General features: G+C 59.8%; 19 protein-coding genes and 1 tRNA gene. 9 read left to right on the forward strand and 11 right to left on the reverse strand.

All coding sequences use genetic code 11. The annotated features are described in order from the left end of the window. Positions 1-68: 68 nt before the first annotated feature. On the reverse strand, positions 69-920 hold the full coding sequence (locus tag ACLI1O_RS00555) for a PrsW family intramembrane metalloprotease (protein ID WP_411706894.1): 852 nt from the start codon (positions 918-920) through the stop codon (positions 69-71). Continuing rightward, positions 921-1,502 (reverse strand): hypothetical protein, encoded by a 582-nt coding sequence (locus tag ACLI1O_RS00560; RefSeq protein WP_239269657.1) that lies wholly within the window; start codon positions 1,500-1,502, stop codon positions 921-923. It lies immediately after the preceding gene. A 42-nt stretch (positions 1,503-1,544) separates the two neighbouring features. On the opposite strand from ACLI1O_RS00560, the gene ACLI1O_RS00565 reads away from it, so the two are divergent. Beyond that, positions 1,545-3,479 carry a M13 family metallopeptidase gene (locus ACLI1O_RS00565; RefSeq protein ID WP_239269656.1) on the forward strand — a complete coding sequence of 645 codons (1,935 nt, stop codon included), beginning with the start codon at positions 1,545-1,547 and terminating at the stop codon, positions 3,477-3,479. Positions 3,480-3,537: 58 nt separating this feature from the next. After that, positions 3,538-4,416, forward strand: a complete 879-nt coding sequence (locus tag ACLI1O_RS00570) for an alpha/beta hydrolase (protein WP_239269655.1) — start codon at positions 3,538-3,540, stop codon at positions 4,414-4,416. Positions 4,417-4,453: 37 nt separating this feature from the next. On the opposite strand, the gene ACLI1O_RS00575 is transcribed toward ACLI1O_RS00570, so the two are convergent. From ACLI1O_RS00575 to ACLI1O_RS00595, 5 genes are all read right to left on the reverse strand, one after another. Continuing rightward, on the reverse strand, positions 4,454-7,900 hold the full coding sequence (locus ACLI1O_RS00575) for an arabinosyltransferase domain-containing protein (protein WP_239269654.1): 3,447 nt from the start codon (positions 7,898-7,900) through the stop codon (positions 4,454-4,456). A gap of 75 nt (positions 7,901-7,975) precedes the next feature. Further along, the gene (locus ACLI1O_RS00580; RefSeq protein WP_239269653.1) at positions 7,976-9,952 is read right to left on the reverse strand and encodes a galactan 5-O-arabinofuranosyltransferase; all 1,977 of its coding nucleotides are present in this window, start codon (positions 9,950-9,952) and stop codon (positions 7,976-7,978) included. A gap of 129 nt (positions 9,953-10,081) precedes the next feature. Beyond that, the gene (locus ACLI1O_RS00585; protein ID WP_239269652.1) at positions 10,082-10,840 is read right to left on the reverse strand and encodes a decaprenylphospho-beta-D-erythro-pentofuranosid-2-ulose 2-reductase; all 759 of its coding nucleotides are present in this window, start codon (positions 10,838-10,840) and stop codon (positions 10,082-10,084) included. Between the two features lie 45 nt (positions 10,841-10,885). Beyond that, positions 10,886-12,301 (reverse strand): FAD-binding oxidoreductase, encoded by a 1,416-nt coding sequence (locus tag ACLI1O_RS00590; RefSeq protein ID WP_239269651.1) that lies wholly within the window; start codon positions 12,299-12,301, stop codon positions 10,886-10,888. A gap of 127 nt (positions 12,302-12,428) precedes the next feature. Next, positions 12,429-12,704, reverse strand: coding sequence for a hypothetical protein (locus ACLI1O_RS00595; protein WP_284772153.1), 276 nt, complete (start codon positions 12,702-12,704; stop codon positions 12,429-12,431). A gap of 34 nt (positions 12,705-12,738) precedes the next feature. Between ACLI1O_RS00595 and ACLI1O_RS00600 the strand changes: the two genes are divergently transcribed. From ACLI1O_RS00600 to ACLI1O_RS00610, 3 genes are read left to right on the forward strand one after another with little or no spacing between them, the layout of a single operon-like run. Next, positions 12,739-13,203, forward strand: coding sequence for a hypothetical protein (locus ACLI1O_RS00600; RefSeq protein ID WP_284772154.1), 465 nt, complete (start codon positions 12,739-12,741; stop codon positions 13,201-13,203). 9 nt (positions 13,204-13,212) lie between these two features. Next, complete coding sequence (locus ACLI1O_RS00605) at positions 13,213-14,121, forward strand: hypothetical protein (protein ID WP_284772155.1); 909 nt, start codon at positions 13,213-13,215, stop codon at positions 14,119-14,121. Between the two features lie 11 nt (positions 14,122-14,132). Continuing rightward, positions 14,133-14,573 carry a GtrA family protein gene (locus tag ACLI1O_RS00610; protein WP_005280656.1) on the forward strand — a complete coding sequence of 147 codons (441 nt, stop codon included), beginning with the start codon at positions 14,133-14,135 and terminating at the stop codon, positions 14,571-14,573. A gap of 24 nt (positions 14,574-14,597) precedes the next feature. On the opposite strand, the gene ACLI1O_RS00615 is transcribed toward ACLI1O_RS00610, so the two are convergent. Then, the gene (locus ACLI1O_RS00615; RefSeq protein WP_284772156.1) at positions 14,598-15,515 is read right to left on the reverse strand and encodes a glycosyltransferase; all 918 of its coding nucleotides are present in this window, start codon (positions 15,513-15,515) and stop codon (positions 14,598-14,600) included. Between the two features lie 125 nt (positions 15,516-15,640). Here ACLI1O_RS00615 and ACLI1O_RS00620 point away from each other — a divergent pair, with 125 nt between their 5' ends. Next, complete coding sequence (locus tag ACLI1O_RS00620) at positions 15,641-16,243, forward strand: GNAT family N-acetyltransferase (protein WP_284849672.1); 603 nt, start codon at positions 15,641-15,643, stop codon at positions 16,241-16,243. 3 nt (positions 16,244-16,246) lie between these two features. On the opposite strand, the gene ACLI1O_RS00625 is transcribed toward ACLI1O_RS00620, so the two are convergent. Further along, positions 16,247-17,047, reverse strand: a complete 801-nt coding sequence (locus tag ACLI1O_RS00625; protein WP_237792304.1) for an ABC transporter ATP-binding protein — start codon at positions 17,045-17,047, stop codon at positions 16,247-16,249. Between the two features lie 55 nt (positions 17,048-17,102). After that, positions 17,103-17,954 (reverse strand): ABC transporter permease, encoded by an 852-nt coding sequence (locus tag ACLI1O_RS00630; protein WP_051138399.1) that lies wholly within the window; start codon positions 17,952-17,954, stop codon positions 17,103-17,105. Positions 17,955-18,167: 213 nt separating this feature from the next. On the opposite strand from ACLI1O_RS00630, the gene ACLI1O_RS00635 reads away from it, so the two are divergent. Beyond that, positions 18,168-19,421, forward strand: a complete 1,254-nt coding sequence (locus ACLI1O_RS00635; protein ID WP_284772158.1) for an aminotransferase class V-fold PLP-dependent enzyme — start codon at positions 18,168-18,170, stop codon at positions 19,419-19,421. An 18-nt stretch (positions 19,422-19,439) separates the two neighbouring features. Here the strand turns inward: ACLI1O_RS00635 and ACLI1O_RS00640 are convergent, their stop codons facing one another. Further along, positions 19,440-20,396: an NAD(P)H-quinone oxidoreductase gene (locus tag ACLI1O_RS00640; protein WP_284772160.1), complete on the reverse strand. Its 957-nt coding sequence runs from the start codon at positions 20,394-20,396 to the stop codon at positions 19,440-19,442. Positions 20,397-20,524: 128 nt separating this feature from the next. Between ACLI1O_RS00640 and ACLI1O_RS00645 the strand changes: the two genes are divergently transcribed. Next, positions 20,525-20,609 (forward strand) — tRNA-Ser (locus ACLI1O_RS00645). Positions 20,610-20,924: 315 nt separating this feature from the next. After that, a complete protein-coding gene (locus ACLI1O_RS00650; RefSeq protein ID WP_023024906.1) occupies positions 20,925-21,083 on the forward strand; it encodes a hypothetical protein in 159 nt (52 codons plus the stop codon). The last annotated feature ends 83 nt before the right edge of the window (positions 21,084-21,166 follow it).

The raw sequence follows: 21,166 nt of genomic DNA on the forward strand, positions 1-21,166 counted from the left end.
AAGCTGGAGAAGTTTTGGCGGAATGCGGTTGGTTTGGACATTTTGGGAGAAACAAGCACGGCTTGGGGTTAGCGGGTGAAGGATAGCGCCTCCTCTGCGGTGCTGTGGCTGTAGCTGTCATCGTCGTGTGCGTATTTATTGCCGCGCAGGATGAGCCAGACGCTCAGCGGGTACAAGATAATAGCTACGGCAAGGGCCTGGATAACGGCCGCGATATCGGAATCGTGCAGGTAATTCCAACCAAAGTGGAGGAGGAAGGATACCGCGAGGCAGCCGAGTGCCACGCTGATGCGCCACCAGAGCGGCTTGGCGGCAGCGTAGAGGGCCCAGCCGATGCCCCAACCGGCCAGCGCCGTGAGCAAAACGTGCAGGCCAGGGCCGGCGATAAGGCGCAGGCCCCACATCTGTATGAGCCCGGTGAAATCGCTATCCGGGTGGGTGGTAGCGCTCATGGAGCCGTAAAGGATGTTTTCGTTGGCTTCAAATCCAAGGCCGATGACGGCGCCGACCATCCACCCGTGCCAGGGGCGGTTGAGTTGGCGGAAGGACATCAGGACGAATAAAACGCCCGTGGCCTTGGAAATCTCTTCGGGATAGGCGCCGCTCCAGGACATGAAGGAATCGATCCAGCCTGAATTGATGGCGAGCTGCATGACCGCCGGGGAGCTCATAGATGCCAAGCTAATGGCCATGCCGGAGCCCCATAAAAAGGCAAGCGGTGCCCATACGCGCGCCGGGCGCGCCCACATAGGGCTCAGGCGCAATAGCGCGATGACTACCGCGACGAGGATCGCCGCGATGAGGATGCTGATAATGCCCATCAGCGGTGAGATCAATAGGGTGATGACCGTCTGGGAGATAAAACCGATAAGGCCCAGACCGGAGAAAATCCACAGCGCGGTGCGAAAGAGCTTAGACATTTAAACCAAGGCCTTTCCAGAAAACTCCTCGATATCAGCGGTGACTTCTTCTGGTAGTTCGTCTTGCCCGAAGGCCTTCCAGAGGCGTTGAGTGGTCGTGCGCGTTGCGGCGGATTCCCCGGTGACGGTGACCACCCAGTCCTTATTTTCGTCCGCACCGGTGCCGTTGATGGAGATGGCGGCGGTGGAGGAGGGGGCATCGGCAAGCGCGAGGGCGCCATTTTTACCTTCGTAGACCTCGCCCTCGGGAAGACCTGGGGCCATGCCATAGGCCCGGACCATGCGGCGCAGGGTGTGTTCATCGTCGTCGGTATCTTCCACGATGACCGCCTGCACGGAGGTGTCACCGCAGGTCCAGCCAACGCTAGCCAGCGAAGTATAGTCGCGCTCGCAGTACAGATCAGGCACGGTAATATCCCAGTCCTGGCTGGGATCAGACAGGGTTACTTGCTCCACATCGGCGGGGTGCGGCGGTAGCACCGCGTGGACGATGGCGGGCAAGGCGAGGACCACCGTCACGAAGGCAAGGACGGCGATAAAGAGGACGCGCGGCCGGGCTGGTGGAAAGCGGAATTTTTCCATAGTCCATACCTTAACTGGAAGGTTTGGCCTACAGTGGCAACCATGAAAGATCTTTATCAATTAGTCAACGGACCTTGGGTAGAAAATCACGTTGTCCCAGATGATCGCGGTGTGGATGGCACCTTCCACGCGCTGCGCGATGAAGCAGAAGAACTGGTTCATGACATCGTCAAAGACAACGATGCTCGCCCCGGCAAGCTGTATGCATCCTTCATGGATACCGCGGGCGTCAACAATGCCGGCATGGCTCCATTGGATGCGGACCTTGACCGCTTGAGCGCCGCCGATCCCACGGAATTGGCGCACCGCTTGGGCGAGCTCGAGCGCGAGGGCGTGGGGGCGCCGGCGACGTTCTGGGTGGAAAAGGACTCCGGCTCGGAAGAGGCCGTTGCCTATATCGTGCAATCCGGGCTAGGCCTGCCGGATGAGGCCTACTACCGCGAGGAAGCGCACGCGGAAACGCTGACCGCCTACGAGAAGCACGTGGCGGAGATGCTGGGCTTTATCGAGCCCACCCGCCTATTTGGCCTCGGCACCGAAGTTGCCGCCGAGCGCATCGTCGGTTTGGAAAAAGAACTGGCGGCGGGCCACTGGGACGTGGTTTCTACCCGCGATGCGGTAAAGACCAATAACCCGTGCGAGTTTTCTGAGCTGCCCTCCATCACCCAAGCCTTGCTCGCCGGCGGAAAGCTGCCGGAGCACCGCGTGGTCAATATGATGCCGTCCTACCTGGAGCACCTGGAAAAGCTCTTTACCGCTGACCGCATGGCTGATTGGCAGCTGTGGGCCACCTGGCACATCCTGCGCTCCCGCGCGGCCCTCTTGCCGGAAGAAGTAGGCGCAAAGAACTTCGAGTTCTACGGCACCCGGCTCTCTGGTGCGACCCAGCAGCGCGACCGCTGGAAGCGCGCGGTGGGCCTGGCAGAAAGCCTGGTAGGAGAGGAAATTGGCAAGGAGTTCGTGGACGCGCACTTCCCAGAATCCTCCAAGCGCGAGATGGATGAGCTGGTGGATTATCTCATCGCTGCCTACCGCGAGCGCATTTCCCAGCTGGAGTGGATGACCCCGCAGACCCGCGAGCGCGCCCTAGAAAAGCTTTCCCAGTTCAAGGCCAAGATTGGTTTCCCCGATACCTGGCGCGACTACTCCGGGCTGGAGATTTCTGACCAGGGCGCGGAACTGATTGCCAATGCCCGCGCCGGGTCCGCCTTTTCCCACGACTATGAACTGACAAAGATTGGCAAGCCCGCCAACCGCGACGAGTGGGTCACCACCCCGCAGACCGTCAACGCCTTCTATAACCCGGTGGTCAATGACATCACCTTCCCGGCCGCCATCCTGCGCCCGCCGTTCTATAACCCGGATGCGGATGCCGCTGAGAACTTCGGCGCCATTGGTTCTGTCATCGGGCACGAAATCGGCCATGGCTTTGATGACCAGGGCTCGCAATTCGATGGCCAGGGCAACCTGAACTCCTGGTGGTCCGATGAAGACCGCGCGGACTTTGAGGCGCTCACGGCAAAGCTGGTGGAGCAATTCGATGGCCAGGTGCCTACGGTGCTAAAGGATGCTGGCACCGAATCTTCCGGCGTCAACGGCAAATTCACCTTGGGTGAAAACATTGGTGACCTAGGCGGACTGGGCATTTCCGTGGTGGCCTACAAGAATTACTGCGCCGATAAGGGCATTGACCTGCTGGGCCAAGAAGAAGAATTTGTGGTCGACGGCGCCGAGCCGGAATTGGCCGAGCACACCTACAACGGTCTGCAGCGCTTCTTCTTGTCCTGGGCCCGCGTCTGGCGCACGGCCATCCGCCCGGAGATGGCGACCCAGTACCTGGCCATTGATCCGCACTCGCCCGCGGAGTTCCGCTGCAACCTCATCGCCGCGAATATCGCCGAATTCTACGAGGCCTTCGACGTAGACAAAGACTCCCCGATGTACCTGGCCCCGGCGGACCGCGTCACCATCTGGTAAATTAGTTCTTCCCCGAGCCTGCCTTGTGCGCATCATGTGCACGCGTAGGCTCGGAAATATGACTGATGCACACGATAAAGATCCGCACCGGCCGCTAGAGCCCGGCCAACAATGGCGCATCGGCGGGCAAGACCGCCAGATGAGCGAGGAAGAACAGCTAGAGCAGCTGGTTTCTTATATCGACGCCCATTATGAGGCGCCGGATTTCCGCCCGCCTTGGGTCGGCGGTGGCTCGCCGGAGGCGGACCAGTATTGCGCCCTACTGCCAGACCGCATCACCCACGCCGCCATGATGGTGTTGGGCACCGGCGTTAATCATGCGCTTCCGGGTACGGCGTTTACGGACGGCATTACCGTAGACTCCGCCGAGGTCGGCGCCATTTTTCGCCCCTCTGAGCCCACTGGCCGGTGGGCGGTATCGTTGCACTCCGGCGGCTGGTGGCGCGGCGATGGGAAGGCGCTGGAAATGCAGTGGCGCCCCGAGGTTGCCGCCGCCGCGCAGCTTTCCGGCACCACGATCATTGACGTGGATTATCCGCTCGCGCCGGAGCATACGGTCAAAGACATGGTCGCGGCGGTCAACCGCGCCATTGATTATGCCCGCGAGCAGGGCGCCTCCCACGTCACCACGTGGGGATATTCTTCCGGCGGTGCATTGGCAGCGCTCGCGCCTGCCGATGCCCTCTTGCTCACCTTCCCCGACTTCGGCGCCCTAGCCAACCTGCCGGAGGACTACCGCGTGGGCTATGAGCTGCCTAAACAATTCCCTGAGACCTTCGTGCAGACCGCGACCGAGGATGAGATAGCCGATCGTGTCCACATTCCCCAAGCTAAAGAGCGCGATTATGTCTCGACCCACCGCGTGTCCACCCCGGCCGTGGCGCGCCAGCGGGTGCAGGATGCAGCCGAATTTTTGCGCGGTGAGCTGACGCAATAAAACCGGCTGCGGCTGGCTGCACAGCTAGGGGCGGTCGCTATTGCTCGCCCTCTGGCCGGATCTTCATCTCGGACTCTTTCCACAGTCCAGAACGAGTAACGTCCTCATAATCGATCTCTGCCTTGGCCGGGGTATTGCCCTGTGAATCGGTACGCAATTCGTACTTTTCAATGGCGCCCCAGTCGCGCGCCCAATCGTTATTGAGGTAGCTCGGGATTTCGTAGGAGTAGTTCACCGCTTCCGCAGTGGACATGGCACCGCCGCCGGAGAAGGATTGGAAATCCGTCAGGGAGGTTTGCGCCGCCGCATCTGGGAGGATGCGATACTCCGGAATCTCGGTTACGCCGGCGTAGTGGTCAAAGGTGCGCTGGCAGGGGAACTGCAGAGCCACCGCCCAGTCCAAGAGCGCGGGCTTTTCCGCAGGGAACTGGTTATTGATGCTGTCTAGTTCCGGCACGCGCGGCGGGGTGAAGGCTAGCCAGTCATCTTCATCGGTGGAATCGTCCTCGGCCACTAGGCGCACGACATTGGCTTCTTCCGGCAATTCATCCATGGGCAGGCGCAGGTTGCGCCACTTGGGGGTGGCGCCGACATCGGAAAGCTCTTTTTCTCCCTTATCGGTGACCTTGCCATCCTCATCAATGGTGCCGTATTCCAAGGTGAGCTCCATGCCCTCTTGTTCCACATCATTGACATCGTGGTGATAAATCTTGCCCGCGGCGCTGACAGCCAGAACCGGGGTATTTTCCGTAGTCTCCGGCAGGTGATACCACTTCGTGGTTACCTGGGACAGCGACTCTTGGCTTTCGGTGTAGGAGCCCAAGACTGGCACGCTGGTGTAGTCCAAGTTGAAGGGCAGGTGCATGGTCGAGCCATTGACGCCCTTCGTGCCGCGGACACCGCCTTCAGACGTATCGGTGCTTTCTGAAGCCTTCTTCCCAGCGCGGCGGGTCTCCTGCGAATCATCAGAAGAATCCCCGCCCGATTCCTTATCCGTCCCAGCGGTGGCATCGTCTTGGCTGGTGGAGTCGGAATCTTGGGAGCTATCTCCAATGGCACCCACAGAAGCAGAATCCTGATCCTCAGGCTCGATGGATTCGGGGATATTATTCGGCCCGAATCCGTTGCTGGTTTCATCCTTGTCTACCAAGGAATCGCCCAAGTCCCCATCCACCGGGGTGAGGAAGGAGTCATTGGTATTGGTTTCTACCAAGGTTTCATTGGCTAGCGAGCAGGTATCACCGCGCAAGGATGCTAGGTTGCCCTTGCCCACTGAGTAGGAATCCGCCTGGGCGACGGTGGCCTTGGCAAAAGAAGCCATCGAAAAAGCCACCACAATGGCGCAGGCTACCGCGATGGGCGCGGACATGATGCCGGCCGAGCGCGATACCTTCGCGGCGGCTTCTTGCTTGAATTCTTTTTCCGTGCCTTCCTCTTGGGCCTGCAATTTGTGATGGCTGTGGCGCAAGGATTGCACCACGCCGACCGCGAGGACGACCAAGGAGATGGCGAGCAGGATCGAGTTGGCCTCAATACCCTTGAACTGCACCGTGCGGTCCCACCATGGGATGCCGAAGGAGGATACGTACCACCAAGCATTCCAACCCGCGAAGGAGATGGAGAGCAAGAAGAGCACCGCGGCGATGCTAAAGGTGCGGGCGCGCGGGGAGCGCAACGCAAACCTGGATAGCACTACGGCAGCCAGCGCAGCGATCACCCCGGCGACACCGGCATAGATACCAAAGTGGTGCGTCCACTTGGTCGGGGTGAACATGAGGAAGAACATCGACAGCGCCACGATGATGAGCAGACGCTGGGTGGGGCCGACTGCGGCACCAATAACGCGGCGGTCCTTGATAAACGCAGCCAGGATGAGCACCAAGCAAAACAGCATGGTGAGTACGGCGAAGCGGCGGGTCAGCGAACCATCCACGGATTCTTGGAAGAGCGTGGAATAACGGGCGTATTCGGCATACCACGGCAGCGACGGGCCGACCTCCGAGCGCACCCGGGTGGATTCAGCGACGCTGGCCAAGGTCTGATCTCCAAAGGCAGCGACGATGATGGCAGTGCCGGAAGCCAAAAATGGGGCAACCAAGCTAAGCCAACCGGTAGCGCCACCGCCCATGGCGGGCACGCGCGCGGCCATCGCACGGAAAAGGTGCGGCAGGCTCACGAGGAATACACCAACCGCAAAAAGGCCAGTGGGGCCGGCGGCGAGCGTAATCGTGGCAGCGATGGTGCCTACGGCTGCCGGCAGCAACCGGTGGGTGGCAATGGCGCGCTCAAAGGATGCCCACGTCACCATCACGCCTAGGGCCACGATCGGTTCTGGGCGGGTGCCGTTGTTATACGGCAGCCAGAAGGCTAGGAACATTAGTGCGGCGGTCCAGTGGCTGACGCGGCGGGCATCGACGATGTCCCCAAAGCGCGGCAGCATTTCCCGCGAAAGAATGAACCAGATAATGAGCCCCGAAATTAGTCCGGGCAGGCGGACGAAGACCGACGCCGTGGAAATCTGCGATAGTAGCGCGACGAGGTCATAGTACGGTGAGCCGAATGGTGCCTCGGGCACGCCGTACCACCGGTAGTAGTTGGCCATGTACGTGGCGTTATCGAAGACGCGGCTCATAGAGAAGATGAAGCCATCGTCAGAGGTATTGGCACCGAAGATGTACCAGAGGCCCAAGACGGCGGCGACGACGCCATCGAGGGGGCGAATCTTCTTCCACGTTTCTGGCATGAAGCGCAACTTTTGCCCATCAAGGCGGTCAATGCGCCACAGGCAGAACAGCGAGACAATCACCATAGCGACGCCGAGCCACATCGCGATGGACTTAATCAGCGAGGGAGAAGAAGTAAACCGCGAGTTGATATCGACGTGGATATTCAGCCCGTCATCGACCAAGTTCTGCACATTGGCATCATCTTTAAGCTCGGTATACACACCGGTGACCTGCGGGCGCAGGTCATCTTCGGTGGTCTTTTTGTGTTTGCCGACGCTGACGGTGGTGCCGTCACCGGTGGCGGAGATGTGCAGCTGGGCGTCATCGGAAAGCTGCGCTACTTCTTTAGCGCTTAAGGTCAGTAGGACCTCATCGAGCGAGACCACAGACAAGCCGTCATCGCCGGAACGGACAAATAGGCCGCGGTTCGATGCCTTCTTGGACTCGGGTGGGACGGTGCTGTAGACCATGTTTTGGCCATCGCGGAGCTCATCCACCGCGGACATGGGGATGGTGGCCTCCAAGTTTTCCGGCGCCACGGAGATAAGTGGTGCATTGATAGATTGCAGCGAATCATTCTGCGGCCAATCAAAGGAAGACTGGGTTTGGTTCACTGGCAATAGCGGGGTGGCTATAAAACACAGGAAACCAATTAACCCGGCGATGATCGCGGTCCAGCGCAACCCGGCAGGGGCTGTGGCGATACTTAGCCCGGAGGGGCGTGCTTCTTTCGATTTCGTTTTAAGGCTATCTGACACGGCGATTAGTGTACGTCAGTCTGGCCCAAGTTCCCGTGTGCACGCCCCGATAACCCCGGGGAAGTGTGGGTGAACTTACTTGGTTCGCACCGCCGTTACGAATGGACCCGTTTGCTCCAGCTCCCAGCCTTCCGCAAAGACCTCGGGGTTGAAGAAGACTGCGCGGTAGCGAATATTTGGCTGGTTAGGATAGATATCCTCAGCCAAGTGCACCTTGAACCCATCATCTTTATTGTCGAGGTCGCCGCGGAAGATGATGGCATCCGGCCCGCGCCACGGTGCGGAATCGAGGGATTTTTGGAACTCTGCAGGAGTAGAGTCCCATGACTCATCCGCCCAGGCTTCAATCTGGTCATTGCGGTGTTTGAATTCCCCGAGGGGATTTGCATAGTGGCTGGTAAAGGCGTTAAATCCCCAGTATGGGTAGTAAGCCATGAAGGTTTTTTCATCCGTGAGGACTACCGTTTCGTTGGCCGTATAGCCCTGATCCTGGATGAAGTTGTGGATATCCAGATAATAATGAGCGGAATCGCTGGTAAAGCGATCCGCGCGCTCGCCGTAACCATCGGTATCACTGTAGGCGTGGTCGATGGCATCTTCGTTTGCCTCGGGAATCTGCTGGGCATAATGGACTCCAGCCAAGGCGAGGAAAATGCCAAAAACCGCCGTAATCCGCTTATTGGCCGTGTGGGAGAAACTAGCGGGGTACAGGCGGTGAATACCGGCTGTGCGGACTTCCGCAAGGGCAAGGATACCCGCCGTCGCGAACAACAGCACCACGATGACCTCAAGGCGGAAGCTCAGTAGGGTGGTGCCGACCAAGGTCATCACCATGGACAGCACCGTCCATACATAAATGCCTATGATGGACAACCCCAGCGCGCGGACTTCCGCATCTCGCAACCGGATGATAATAAAGATTAGACCGGCAAGACAGAGGAATCCCACGATGCTCAAGGAAAGGAACGGCACCGGAATTTGCGTGCCTTCTTCCGGCAAGTAGTGCTGCGCGGTGGCTTGCAGGGGTGCGGTCGAATGCAGAACCTGCCAGAGGTATGGGGCCCAAGCGATGGCTGCGATGGCCAGCGATCCCACCGCGATGATGACTAGGCGCACGATGGGTCGCCACGCCCGGTCGTACAGCGCGGTGAAAACGGCGATCAGACTGACCACGGTCAGCGCTGCCGCGCCGGTGAACAAGGTATAGAAGGTAGCGGAGATTCCGAGGTAGATAGCGACCGCGGCGGTAGACAACGACGATCCTTTGAATGCGCGCGCGCTTAACACCGCGATGGCGGGCATGCCCATGGCGATGACCGCGGAATAAGGCTCTTCCGCCGCGATGGTCAAGGTAATGGCGGTGGTGGTAAGCGCAATAGCTGTTCCCACCGGCAGGGATTTAGTGAGGTGTTGCCAAATGGGAACGAGGATACAGCCTGCAACCGCGATGGAAATCAGGCCCCACGGCTGATAAACCTCCCAGCCGGGAATACCCAATATGGAGCCGAGCCGTCCGCCTAGCCAGAACCAGCCCAGCGGGTAAAACGTGGGCATGTCTAGGTAGTTCATGTCCGCATAGCCCATTTGATCTACTGACCGGGTAAGGAACTGGGTGCGGAATGCCTGGTCCACCTGCACGCCATCGAGCCATAAGCGCGAGGCAGACAGCGGCAGGCCCACGGTGGCAAGGGTCAATAAGGCGGGGGAGAGATACGTGATGGCGTAGGTCACCCACGTGCGCCAGCGCGGGCGAGAGAAATTCTCCTTGTAGTGGTCATAGAGCCACCACGCGCTAAAGCCACCTGCCAAGGCCAACGTCAAGATCACGCCGACCGTACACAGCGCGCGGGTGACCATGGAGGTATTAAAGGAGGGCAGGGAGACGGTTTTGAAGGCATACCAGCCGAAAAGCGTAATTGCCCCGCCGCCCAGCGCTGCGAAAATAATGCCCAGCAGGGTGCTGCGGTGCGACATGGCATCGGCGTGGTAGGCGGTGGTGCGTTTCTCCTCGCTCACGGGAACTGCTTGGGAAGGCGTAGCTGGGCTTGTCATGCCCTTTAGTTTCGCATACCTTAATCACTCTTCTGGGATTAGGCGCGGTGTGAGCTGGCTTATTAACTAGCAAAGCGCGCAGGGCCGCGGGCCTTGAGGAGCCCGGCATACCCTGCGCGCAGGAACTGGTTAGAACGGCAGCTTGCGGAAGATGGGCTGCGGGATGAACTTGAATGCCAGCGATACGTACTTGAACAGCGGGTGGACGTAGATGGACTGCTTGCCATCCAGTACCGCCTGCACGGTGGCCTTGGCCACGTCAGAGACATTGACGGTCAGCGGGGCATCGCCGGCCTCAGCGGACATCTTGGTGCGAACCTGGCCCGGGCGGACGACGAGCACGTTGGCGCCAGAGCCGCGCAGTGCTTCATCCAAGTTGATGTAGAAGCCATCCACGCCGGCCTTGGAAGCACCGTAGACAAAGTTGGAGCGGCGCACGCGCATGCCGGCCACCGAGGACATCGCCACGATGGTGCCGTGGCCCTGGTGCCTGAACTTTTCACCCAACAGCACGCCGACGGAGACGGGCGCGGTGTAGTTGGTCTGGGCAGAAGCCACGGCCTTGTCGTGGTTTTGCCACAGCTCTTCCTGGTCACCTAGGGTGCCAAAGGCCACGATGGCGATATCGACATCGCCGCGCTCCCAAGTCTTATCGATGACCGCCGGGTGCGAGTCAAAGTCGGTGGCATCAAAGTCCACGACCTCGACTTCCGCGCCGCGGGCCTCCAGGTCAGCCTGTGCCTTCTCGATGCGCGGGGACTGGGCGCGGGCGGCCAGGGTGACCTTGGCGGGTCCGCGCTCGAGGAATTCGGCGACGACGCCGAGGCCGATTTCAGAGGTACCGCCCAAAAGCAGGATGTGCTGGGCTTGGCCTACTGCATTAAGCATGGTTTAAAAAATCTCCTTCATGAGGGGTGGTGATGAGTCCAGTGATTAGTGCAGCTCGAGGCGGCGGGACATATCGGAGGCAAAGACCCCGGTGGGGTCGATGTCATTGCGGGTCTTGAGCCAGCCTTCTAGGCCCGGGTACATCTGGTGGAAGTTCTCGGCAGAGGTGCGCGATTCCTTTGCCAAGTACAGGCGGCCGCCAAACTCCATGACGCGGCGATCCAGGTCATCGAGAAGCTCGCCCAAGCCCGGGCGGATGGGGAAGTCCACGCAGACGTTCCAGCCAGGCATCGGGTACGACAGCGGCGCGCGGTTTCCTTCGCCGAAGAGCTTGAATACGTTCAGCGCGGAGTAGTGGCCGGAGCGCTGGATATCGCGGATGATCTCCTTGAATGGCTCCACGGCCTCCGTGGGAACGACGAACTGGTACTGCAAAAAGCCCTTGGAACCGTAGCCGCGGTTCCACTCGCCAATGAGATCGAGCGGCTGGTAGAACTGCGTCAAGTTCTTTACCTGGTTCTTCGCCGGCGCGCCCATGGTGTAGTAGGCCAAGCCCACAGCGGACAGGCTGAGCTTATTCAGCGTCCAAGACGGGAAGATATCCGGCACGGTCATCAGCTGCGGAGCGTTGAACTTGAGCGGATCCTTCGCCAGCTTGGGGGCCAATTCCTCGAGCTGCGCCAAGGTGGCCAGGGAGCCGCGGGAAATGGTGGAGCGGCCCAGCTTCGGCTCTGGGGAGATGACATCGAACCAGGCGGAGGAATACGTGTAGTTGTGCTCCGAACCATCCGAGTGGAAGGCAATGGTTTCTTCCAGGTTATCGGTGCGATCCGTATCCGCGATGAAGTAGGCGGTCTCCGTCTTGGTCATGCGGATGGTAGCGCGCAGGATGATGCCGGTAAGGCCCATGCCGCCGATGGTGGCCCAGAAGAGGTCACCGCTCGGGTCATCCTCGCTGCCCTCTGGGGTGAGGTGGAGAACGCGGCCATCAGCAACCAGCAGCTCGATGGAGACCACGTGGTTGCCAAAGGAACCGGCGGAGTGGTGGTTCTTGCCGTGGATATCGGGGCCGATGGCGCCGCCGATGGTGACCTGGCGGGTGCCCGGCAGGACCGGAACCCACAGGCCATAGGGCAGCGCGGCCTTCATGAGCTGGTCAAGGGTGACGCCACCATCGACATCAACAAGCGCGGACTCCGGGTCAATGGAGTGGATCTTGTTCAGCTTTTGCATGTCGATGACCAGGCCGCCGCCATTTTGGGCGGGGTCACCATAGGAGCGTCCCATGCCGCGCGCGATGACGCCGCGGCGCAGGTGGGCGGGCTTGTCCGAGTTATCGTCCGCGACCTGTGCCACTGCATTCTTGATGACGTCCACGTCTTCCGTGGACAGCACATGGGCGGTCGTGGGGGCGGTGCGGCCCCAGCCGTGCAGGGACTTTTCGGTGGTATGTAGTTCCATCTCTTACTCTTTGCTCGACGGATTGTATCGATGTACCAGCCTACCTAGCTCATAGTGCGGTGGCTGGAGTGACGTTCGTGATATTTAAAACAGCTTGGGGCACACAGACTGCCCCGAATGCGGCGCTTTAGAGATCCATGATCTCGCGGATTTCTTCCGGCAGGTCCGCTTGGGACTCAATGGTGGGCCCTTCATAGCTGTCCAAAATCTCGTACACGCGGCGGCGCGAAGTAGAATCCAAAATCGGCATTTCCTCTGCCATCAGGCGCGTCATAAAGGGGCTAAGCGGCAGATTGGTGTGCTCTGTTGCCTCAAAATGCCCGTTGCGCTTATCGTCCTCGGCCCGCTCATCCTGAGCGGCTTGCTGGGCGGGTGTCATATGCTCTGTCTTTTCCGAGTACATGCGCAATAGCTTACCGCCGCTTAGAGTGGTCGCTATGACAAACAACCGCGAAGCAGCAGAAGAATCCCGCGATAATTACGCCCTCGATGACACCTTGGCCGGTCGCATCACCCAAGCGGCCGCACAGGGCATCGTCACCTCTTACCCGGACTGGATTAAATCCACAAAGGGCCTTATTACCGCCTACGTTTTGTCCACGATTGGTTTTGGCGCATTGGTGGCCTATACCAACGCCCAGGCCGAAGAGGACGGCGATGAACCGCGCTCACCGCAGGAATTTGCGGATAAGGGCCTGAAACTTTGGGCTATTTTGGCGGCGGTGCTCATCTTGGTGGGCCTTGCTTTGTGGGCCGATGTAGCCGTATCCCGCAAGGTGGTGTCTTTCCTGCGCAAGCGCGGCGTTAAGCGCCCGTGGACGCTGTTGGGAGCAATTGGCGCGGCGGCGACGTTTATCATCAGCGAGCTCGAAGCGCGCGATATAGAAAAACTGGCTTCTTAAAATTTGCGTATGGTGGGGCCCATGAATGCAGGGGTCACCGATATTGCACAGGCGCGGGCTCGCCGTGCCGACCCGCTGCTGTCGCTAAAGCGGGAACCGCTCACCGTCATCTGCCAAGCCTCCAATATCCGTGCGGATGGGGAAGTCCACCGTCAAATCGGCTTTAGCGATGCGCTTACCTTACATGAGCTGCAGAAAGTACTACACATCTGCTTTGGTCTGCCGGATGAAAACTCCCCGTGGCACTTTTACGAGCACAGTGATGCCCGCGGCCCGCGCCTTGACCCAGAGCGTCAAGCCTCCGAATTCCTTTGGCGCGAGGGCGACCAGATCGATTTTGTGTGGGGCCTCTGGGACTTTGAGCTGGTGGTCGCAGAAATCTATCCCCGCGATAATGGCACCCCCAGCGCGCTGTGCGTGGGCGGCTCGGGCAACCTCTTCGCGCCCTTTGAACTTACTGCGGTGAACCGGGAATTGACCGGTGAAAAAATCACCGATGAAGTTCTGGCACAGGTTAAACCCCAGGTAAGGGCGCTCATCGAGCGCACCAAGCTCTATGACTTTGTTCCGCTCTTACAGGCCATGGACTTAAACCGCGGAAGTGATCTGCCGGCGGCCACGGCTGAGGCGCTGGCTAGCCTGCCGCGTGAAGTCACCAATGAGGGAAAAGATGCCTTTTGGTCCATGGCCTTGGCGCTATCCTGCATGGGCGGTGACGAGCTGACCGATTCCGTGGTGGAAACCACCATGGATGCCTTGGGCTGGGTCAACGATGATGGCAACACCTTGAAAGGTGCGGAGATTCGCGCGCTGTGCGATGCCTCCTTGCACCAGCTATCCCAGATTGGTGCCTACGGCAAGGACGCCGCCGCGCCGGTGTACCGCCTAGACATGTACCGAGCGCTGCTGCGCGGGTAAGCTAACTGCCTGTGACTAATCCACTTGAAGATGCTGCAGAAGTAAAGCGCCCCTCCAGCTCTTTGAAGCAGCAGCTGGTGCGATTTATTGCGGTGGGTGTTTTTGCCGCCGTCATTGACTATGGGTTGACGCTGCTATTGACCCACTTAGGTCTGCACCGCTCTGGGGCGAAGGCGATTGGTTGGGTCTTTGGCACCATCGCTGCCTATCTGGCCAATGCGCGCTGGACCTTTGGCACAAAGGTGTCCGGACGCACGGCCGCAACGGTGGGCGTGTTATACGTATCCACCTTTGCCGTGCAGAATTTCTTGTACTGGGTACTCAATGAGCCGCTGATTTCCCTAGGCTTTGAGGGCGCGGTGAAAGACACCATCGCCTTCGTCATTGCCCAAGGCGTGGCGACGGTGACCAACTTTGCCATCCAGCGGGTCTTTATCTTTAAGGAAAAATAGGCCAGCGGCACGCCTTAGGAGCGATTACCGGGGGCGGCGGAAATCCTCGCGGCGCCCGCGGTTGTGCAGCCTGAGCCACTCCAGGAAGCCGGCCGGATCGTGGCGTTGGACCAAGAAGAACCAGCCAAAGCGAGCAAATTCCTGGGGCAAAAGCTTGCGCATGCCGCGCTGCCACAGCAGGTAGCCGCGGTTGCGGTAGGTAAAAAAGCGCTTGAACTCGCCTTCCGGGTACTGGGTATGCATCTTGCCGCCCAGGATGGGCTTGAACTCATCCGAACCGTCCGGGTGCAGGTAGCTGGTGGTCAAGGCGGTGCCGAAAGACAGCCCGGAATTGACCAGGCGGCGGTGGTATTCCACCTCATCGCCGCGGATGAAGAGGCGATAATCCGGAACGCCAATGGTCTGCATCGCCGCGGCGGAAATCAGAGCGCCATTAAACAAAGAAGCGATGCCGGGCAGGAAGTCTCCCTCGAGTTCCTCCATGCGGCGGCGCCACACCAGCCCTTGGCGCAGCGGGAAGGCCAAGCTGCCGGGATCGTCGATATTGCACACGGCAGGTGAGACCTCGTGCAGGTTATTATTCCCTGCCACGCGGTAGAGCTCTTCTAATACGCCGTAATCGGCGGGGCGGCCATCATCATCGGCGCACCACACGGCGTCGGCGCCGAGTGATAGCGCGGTAAGGAAACCGAGGGCGAATCCGCCCGCACCACCTAGGTTGGTCTTGGACGGCACGTAGACCGCGCGATCGCCTGCCAGGGATTCCACCGCGTCACGGACCGCATCCTCGGCGCCATTATCCACTACGATGACCCACTGCACGGGGTGGGTTTGGTTGACTACCTTTTCGAGCGAGGCACGCAGCAAGTCCGCGCGCTGGTGGGTGACAATGACGGCAGCGGTGGTACCGGTGGAATCAAGGGTGGCAGTCATGCGTTCCATCTTGCCACCGGGGAATGGATCTGCCGCGGATAAACACTCCGCGTGGGCTAAGCTGACTGCCTATGGAAAGCATGTGGCCACCGTTCGGGCTGACGATACGCGCGGGCAATACAACCCACCCTGGCGTGGAGTTGCGCGTAATGCGCGATGAGGATATTGCGGCAATCGCCGGTGTGGCGGCAGAGGATATCTACGGCGCAGACATTCCGGATTACGCCTTTCCGTGGCTCTTTAATCCCAGGATGAATACTCCGTCAGCGGCGGCCCAGTTCCGGTGGAGCAACCGGGCGCAGCTGCGCCCAGAGAAATGGTCCTTGGATTTCATCGTGCGCGACGCAGATTCGGGAGAAATCCTGGGCACCATCGATGCGCGGGCGGAGGACTTTGCTGCAACGCGAGAAATTGCGACGGGCTCCTGGGTCTTTCACCGGTTCCAAGGCCAGGGTGTGGGCACGCTCATCCGGCACGCGGTAGTGGCCTTTGGGCTGGATTACCTAGGCGCGCAGGCGATGACCACGAGCTGGGTGGCACAGAATGAGGCCTCGGCGCGGGTGAGCCAGAAGCTGGGCTACCAGGTGGTTTCTGAAGGAGAAGAAAAGGCGGGGCCGGAGAATAGTCCGCAGCGGCACGTGACTGCGCGCGTGGAGGCCCCCAATTACAAGCGCCCGGATGACCTGCACGTGGAGGTTTCCGGGCTGAGCCAGCAGCTGCTGGGGATGCTGCGCTAGCTTCTACCCAGCCGCCTCTTCGCCCTCAAAGCGCTGGCGCAGATCGCGGACGTATTCGCCTACTTCTGGGCCCTCGTACTGGCCCACGACTTCAGATACCTCGCCCACGGAGCGGATTTCGCCGTGGTCGATCCACAGCGCGGTATTGCACAGCTGCGCCAAAAAGTCATTGGAGTGGGAGGCAAAGACCAAGATGCCGGAGCGCTTGACCAGCTCTTGCAGGCGCACGCGGGCCTTGGCCATAAAGGCTGCGTCGACGGCGCCGATGCCCTCATCCAGCAGCAGGATTTCCGGCTCAATGGAGGTCACCACGCCAAGTGCTAGGCGCACGCGCATACCGGTGGAGTAGGTGCGCAGGGGCATGGACAAGTAATCGCCCAGCTCGGAGAACTCCGCGATTTCATCCATCTTTTTCTTCATCTGCTTGATGGATTGGCCCAAAAAAAGCCCGCGGATGATGATGTTGTCGTAGCCGGATACCTCCGGGTCCATGCCCACGCCCAAGTCAAAGACGGGGGCGACGCGCCCGCGGACATCGGCGGTACCGCGCGTGGGCTCGTAGATACCGGAGAGCAGGCGCAACAGCGTGGACTTGCCGGCGCCATTGTGGCCAACGAGCCCGACGCGATCGCCTTCCCGCAGGTGCAGGTTAATATCTCGCAGCGCCTCAACCACCACGGTGTTGTGGTCATTTTTCCCAATGGCACCACCCGCGGTAGAAAGCATGGCCTTTTTTAGGGAGCGGGATTTGGCATCAAAGATGGGAAAGTCCACGCACGCGTTATACGTATCAATTGAGACCATCAGTTTTTATCCTTTCAACGAGCCTCATGGTGGGGTGGGAGTAAAGGAAGGGAAGCTATACCCAGTAGCTCACGCGGAAGCGCCACTTGCGCATGACTAGCCCAGCGATGAACAAGCCGATTGCGGTGCAGCCGATGACGATCCACCAGTGGTAGGCGGCAACGGGCTCACCAATCATTGGGGCGCGCACGATTTCCAAGTAGTGATACAGCGGGTTGATTTCCGCGATGCGGGCGCGGTCCGCCACCGCACCGCCTTGGTCCTTGAGCGTATTGGTCATCCAGACGATTGGGGTGACGTAGAACAGTAGCTGCGTCAGGGCATCAAGCAGCGGGGCGACATCGCGGAAGCGCGTGGCGATGATGCCAAAGAACATGGTGACCCACACGCCGTTAATGAGCAGGAGCAGTAGCCCGGGGATAAAGAGGAAGAATTCCCAGCCCAAGTTGCGCGGGAAGATCATGATTAGCAAGAGCCAGATGATGAGGTTATGGCCCAAAAACAGGGTTTGGCGCCACACCAGCCGGTACACGTGCACCGAAAGCGGGGCGGGAAGCTGCTTAATCAGTCCCTCATTATCAATAAAGACCGTGGACCCTTCCTTAATGCAGCCCGAAATAAAGGTCCACATAATAAGGCCCACGGTGACGTGGGGAAGGAATTCCGCGACGGGAATCTGAAAAAGCATGGAATACAAGAGGCCCAAGGCAAGCGCCATCACACCGGTGGCGATGGTGATCCAGAATGGGCCGAGGACGGAGCGGCGGTAGCGCTGCTTGATATCTTGCAGGCCCAGCTTGAACCACAGCTCACGCTGCTGTGCACCCCGCATAAGGTCTGCGAAAGCAGCTTTGAGGGTCATGGACTGGGACGCTGGGATAGCCTCGCCTTCTGGCTGGGAGGTCATGCGGGCGATATCAGCGCGCAGTTGATTGTTATCTTGCACGCCCAACACCCTAGCGCGCGTGCTGGGCAAACGGGAACTACACGCCGCTAGCCTGGGAAAACAGTGATGCCCAGGGAAAATTCAGATTTGGGAAACTGAGAGCAAACGCGTATACAGTAGGGAATCGACCGCCACGTGGTGGCAGTTGTTCAGTGCGATGAAGAAGGGGACCTAATGCCAGCAGCTTCGGCACACTATGACGTCTTTAGTGCGCGAGGTTTGTACACCGGACTATCTGATGGCTGGACATACCTCAATGCGCACGCGGTGCCCCAAATTTCGGAGCGCGTGACCTCCGGCGTTGCCCGGTCTTTCCGGATGGCGACGGCGGTAGCGACGCAAGAGGGACCAGGCGGCGCCCACTCGGCCGCGCCCGAGCCGGGCCGGTTGGCAGGCGATGGCAACTATGCAGCAGCGCGCATGGCCATTGCGGATCTCACCGCTTCCAAGGCAGACCGTGTGGTCCTTGGCCCATCCCTGCCCGTGCTGTACCAATCCCTGTCGCGTGCGGCACGCCCACTATTGGGCAGCAATTCCTCGGTGGTGCTGTCCAAGCTGGATCCTCCCACGCTGTATTCCGCTTTTTCTGACGTGCGCGCCGATATCCGCTGGGCGCAGCCGGACCTTGGCACCGGCGAATTGCCGGGATTCCAGTTCGCAGAGCTTGTCGATGGCTCTACAAGGCTCGTTTCCTTTTCCGCCGCGCATGAGCTTTTGGGCACGGTATCCCCAGCTGAGGAGATCATTGACACGGTGCGGGGGCGTTCGCGTGCCTGGACGCTTCTCGATGTCTCCGCAATCGCGCCCTACCGCCCCATCCGCTTCGATGAGCTGGGCGCGGATATCGTGGGCATCGACATCGGGCTGCTGGGCGGGCCGCAAATGGCTGCCTTGGTCTTCCGCGATACGCGCATGCTCCGCCGCCTGGATGCCCTAAATCCCATCTATTCCAAGGAAGACGGCCGCAAGCTAGAAACCCCCGTCTCCTCCGGCTTAGCCGGCGGAGTGGGCCCACTGGTAGATCACCTCGCGGCCCTGGCCGGTGGGGATAAGGGATCGCGCCGGGTGCGGCTTAATAAGTCCATGACCGCCTTGAGCGCCTACCTCGAGGACTTGCGCGCGGATCTGTACTCATTTTTGAGCACGCTTCCCGCCGTACACATCCTGGGTGTTACCGGCGAGGCGGCAGCGGGCGCATCCGATAATCGCTTGCCGCGCCTTACCTTTGCGGTCCAGGGCGTGCCCGCGGAGACGGTGTACAAGCGCCTCTTTGATAATGGGCTCGTCACCACGCTGGCCCCACAAACGCCGCTGCTCACGGAAATGGGCGTGGAAGAAATCGGCGGTGCCGTCACCGTAGCATTGGGCCCGTTTAATACCCACCACGATATCGAGCACCTCGTGCGCGTCGTTGCCTCGCTCGCCTAAGGAAGGCGCGCTGGGAAACTACACCGTAAGCACCAGCGTGCCGGTGACCTCGCCGCTGTCGAGGGCGGCGTGGGCTTTGGCGGCATCGGCAAGCGGGTACGTGCCGTGCAGCGCGTGCTTCACGCGGCCATCTTCCAGCATGGGCCACACATTCTTGATGGTGCCGGCGACGATCTCCGCCTTATCGTCCAAATCACGCGCGCGCAGCGTCGTGCCCTGAATGGTCAGGCGCTTCGGCAGCATGGGGGCCAGGTTGATATCCGCCTTGGTGCCGCCCTGCATGCCAATGATGATGAGCTTGCCGTCCTTGGCCAGGCACTTCATGTTCTTTTCCAGGTACTTCGCGCCGATGATATCCAGGATGACATCGCAGCTGCCCTTGAGCTTATCGACGAAATCCTGCTCCTTGTAGTTGATGAGAATATCCGCGCCGAGCTCGCGGCAACGGTCTAGCTTTTCCTGTGATCCGGCGGTGACAGCTACCTCGGCGCCCAACGCCTTGGCTACCTGGATGGCAAAGGTGCCGATGCCGCCGCCACCGCCGTGGATGAGCACGCGCTGGCCCTCGTGCAGGCCCGCTTCGATGCCCAGGTTGGACCACACGGTGCAGCCGACCTCAACCACGGCCGCGGTTTCTTCCAGGCTAAATCCCTTGGGCAGCGGAAGCAGCTGGCCCTGCGGGACGGCGACGTATTCCGCATAGCCGCCGCCTGCGAGTAGGCATCCGACCTCGGTGTCGGCTTCCCAGTCCGTATCGCCGGCATCCTCAATCACGCCGGCGGCCTCCAGCCCAATGATGTCCGATGCCCCTGGCGGCGGCGGGTACGCGCCCATCGTCTGCAGAATATCGCCGCGGTTGACACCCGCGGCCTTCACCTTCACCAGTACCTCGCCGGAACGCAGCTCAGGAACGTCTACGTCCTGTAGCTCTAGCGACCGTGGGGTATCAGGATCGGTTTGGACGATTGCCTTCATCTGTGTAGCACTCATACGGCCAATGTAATGGAGGGGGTGTGGTGTGCGCCACGTCCATTTCCTTGTGGGGCAATGTGATTCGCGCGGGACCGTTTAGTAAGCTAACCGAGTTGCCTCTTCGGCACGATGGAGACGTGGCAGAGCGGCCGAATGCACCGGTCTTGAAAACCGGCGAGGTTTATTCCTCCGCGGGTTCAAATCCCGCCGTCTCCGCAGAGAGCATTTCCCCTAGTCCCAGCTGACTAGGGGTTTTGTCTTGTCTGTACGGCTCATCCTTTCCTCGGACGGGAAAACGTGGAACCTTTCCCTACTTCCCTTGATCATCTTTGAAACTAAAATTTATTGCGCGAAAGTTTTAGATAGAAAGAAAATGTAATGCAGATCGTTTAAACCCCAGGACGATTGTTTTCTAACAAATCTATAAACTGCCTACTCGAAAGTTGCACATCACCGCACCTAACCACATACAATGATCAGTGCGCGCGGAAACGCGTATAAGAATTTTCCAACCTCGAAAGGAATTCTGAAATGATTCTTGATCTTGTATCCAACGTACAGGAAGCAGCACACTCCGCAGTCTCCACCGGCTGGGACGCTCTTGAGCAGGCAAGCCTGTTCTTCCGTCAGGTGCCTTACCTGGTTCCGGACGCTGTTAACGAGTTTAACCGCTCCATCCTCGGCTTCTAAGATTTAAGAAGCGAGAAAATAAATCCCCGAGGCCATTTGGTCTCGGGGTTTATTCATGCGCTGACCCATCCTGATTTCTAGCG

This window comes from Corynebacterium sp. LaCa78, assembly GCF_046717505.1.
GTDB lineage: Bacteria > Actinomycetota > Actinomycetes > Mycobacteriales > Mycobacteriaceae > Corynebacterium.

Bases quoted from the DNA above. Each gene is read 5' to 3' on its own strand.
- ACLI1O_RS00555 (WP_411706894.1), bottom strand. From the start codon at position 920: ATGTCTAAGCTCTTTCGCACCGCGCTGTGGATTTTCTCCGGTCTGGGC.
- ACLI1O_RS00560 (WP_239269657.1), bottom strand. From the start codon at position 1,502: ATGGAAAAATTCCGCTTTCCACCAGCCCGGCCGCGCGTCCTCTTTATC.
- ACLI1O_RS00565 (WP_239269656.1), top strand. From the start codon at position 1,545: ATGAAAGATCTTTATCAATTAGTCAACGGACCTTGGGTAGAAAATCAC.
- ACLI1O_RS00570 (WP_239269655.1), top strand. From the start codon at position 3,538: ATGACTGATGCACACGATAAAGATCCGCACCGGCCGCTAGAGCCCGGC.
- ACLI1O_RS00580 (WP_239269653.1), bottom strand. From the start codon at position 9,952: ATGACAAGCCCAGCTACGCCTTCCCAAGCAGTTCCCGTGAGCGAGGAG.
- ACLI1O_RS00585 (WP_239269652.1), bottom strand. From the start codon at position 10,840: ATGCTTAATGCAGTAGGCCAAGCCCAGCACATCCTGCTTTTGGGCGGT.
- ACLI1O_RS00590 (WP_239269651.1), bottom strand. From the start codon at position 12,301: ATGGAACTACATACCACCGAAAAGTCCCTGCACGGCTGGGGCCGCACC.
- ACLI1O_RS00595 (WP_284772153.1), bottom strand. From the start codon at position 12,704: ATGTACTCGGAAAAGACAGAGCATATGACACCCGCCCAGCAAGCCGCT.
- ACLI1O_RS00600 (WP_284772154.1), top strand. From the start codon at position 12,739: ATGACAAACAACCGCGAAGCAGCAGAAGAATCCCGCGATAATTACGCC.
- ACLI1O_RS00605 (WP_284772155.1), top strand. From the start codon at position 13,213: ATGGTGGGGCCCATGAATGCAGGGGTCACCGATATTGCACAGGCGCGG.
- ACLI1O_RS00615 (WP_284772156.1), bottom strand. From the start codon at position 15,515: ATGGAACGCATGACTGCCACCCTTGATTCCACCGGTACCACCGCTGCC.
- ACLI1O_RS00625 (WP_237792304.1), bottom strand. From the start codon at position 17,047: ATGGTCTCAATTGATACGTATAACGCGTGCGTGGACTTTCCCATCTTT.
- ACLI1O_RS00630 (WP_051138399.1), bottom strand. From the start codon at position 17,954: ATGACCTCCCAGCCAGAAGGCGAGGCTATCCCAGCGTCCCAGTCCATG.
- ACLI1O_RS00635 (WP_284772158.1), top strand. From the start codon at position 18,168: ATGCCAGCAGCTTCGGCACACTATGACGTCTTTAGTGCGCGAGGTTTG.
- ACLI1O_RS00640 (WP_284772160.1), bottom strand. From the start codon at position 20,396: ATGAAGGCAATCGTCCAAACCGATCCTGATACCCCACGGTCGCTAGAG.
- ACLI1O_RS00650 (WP_023024906.1), top strand. From the start codon at position 20,925: ATGATTCTTGATCTTGTATCCAACGTACAGGAAGCAGCACACTCCGCA.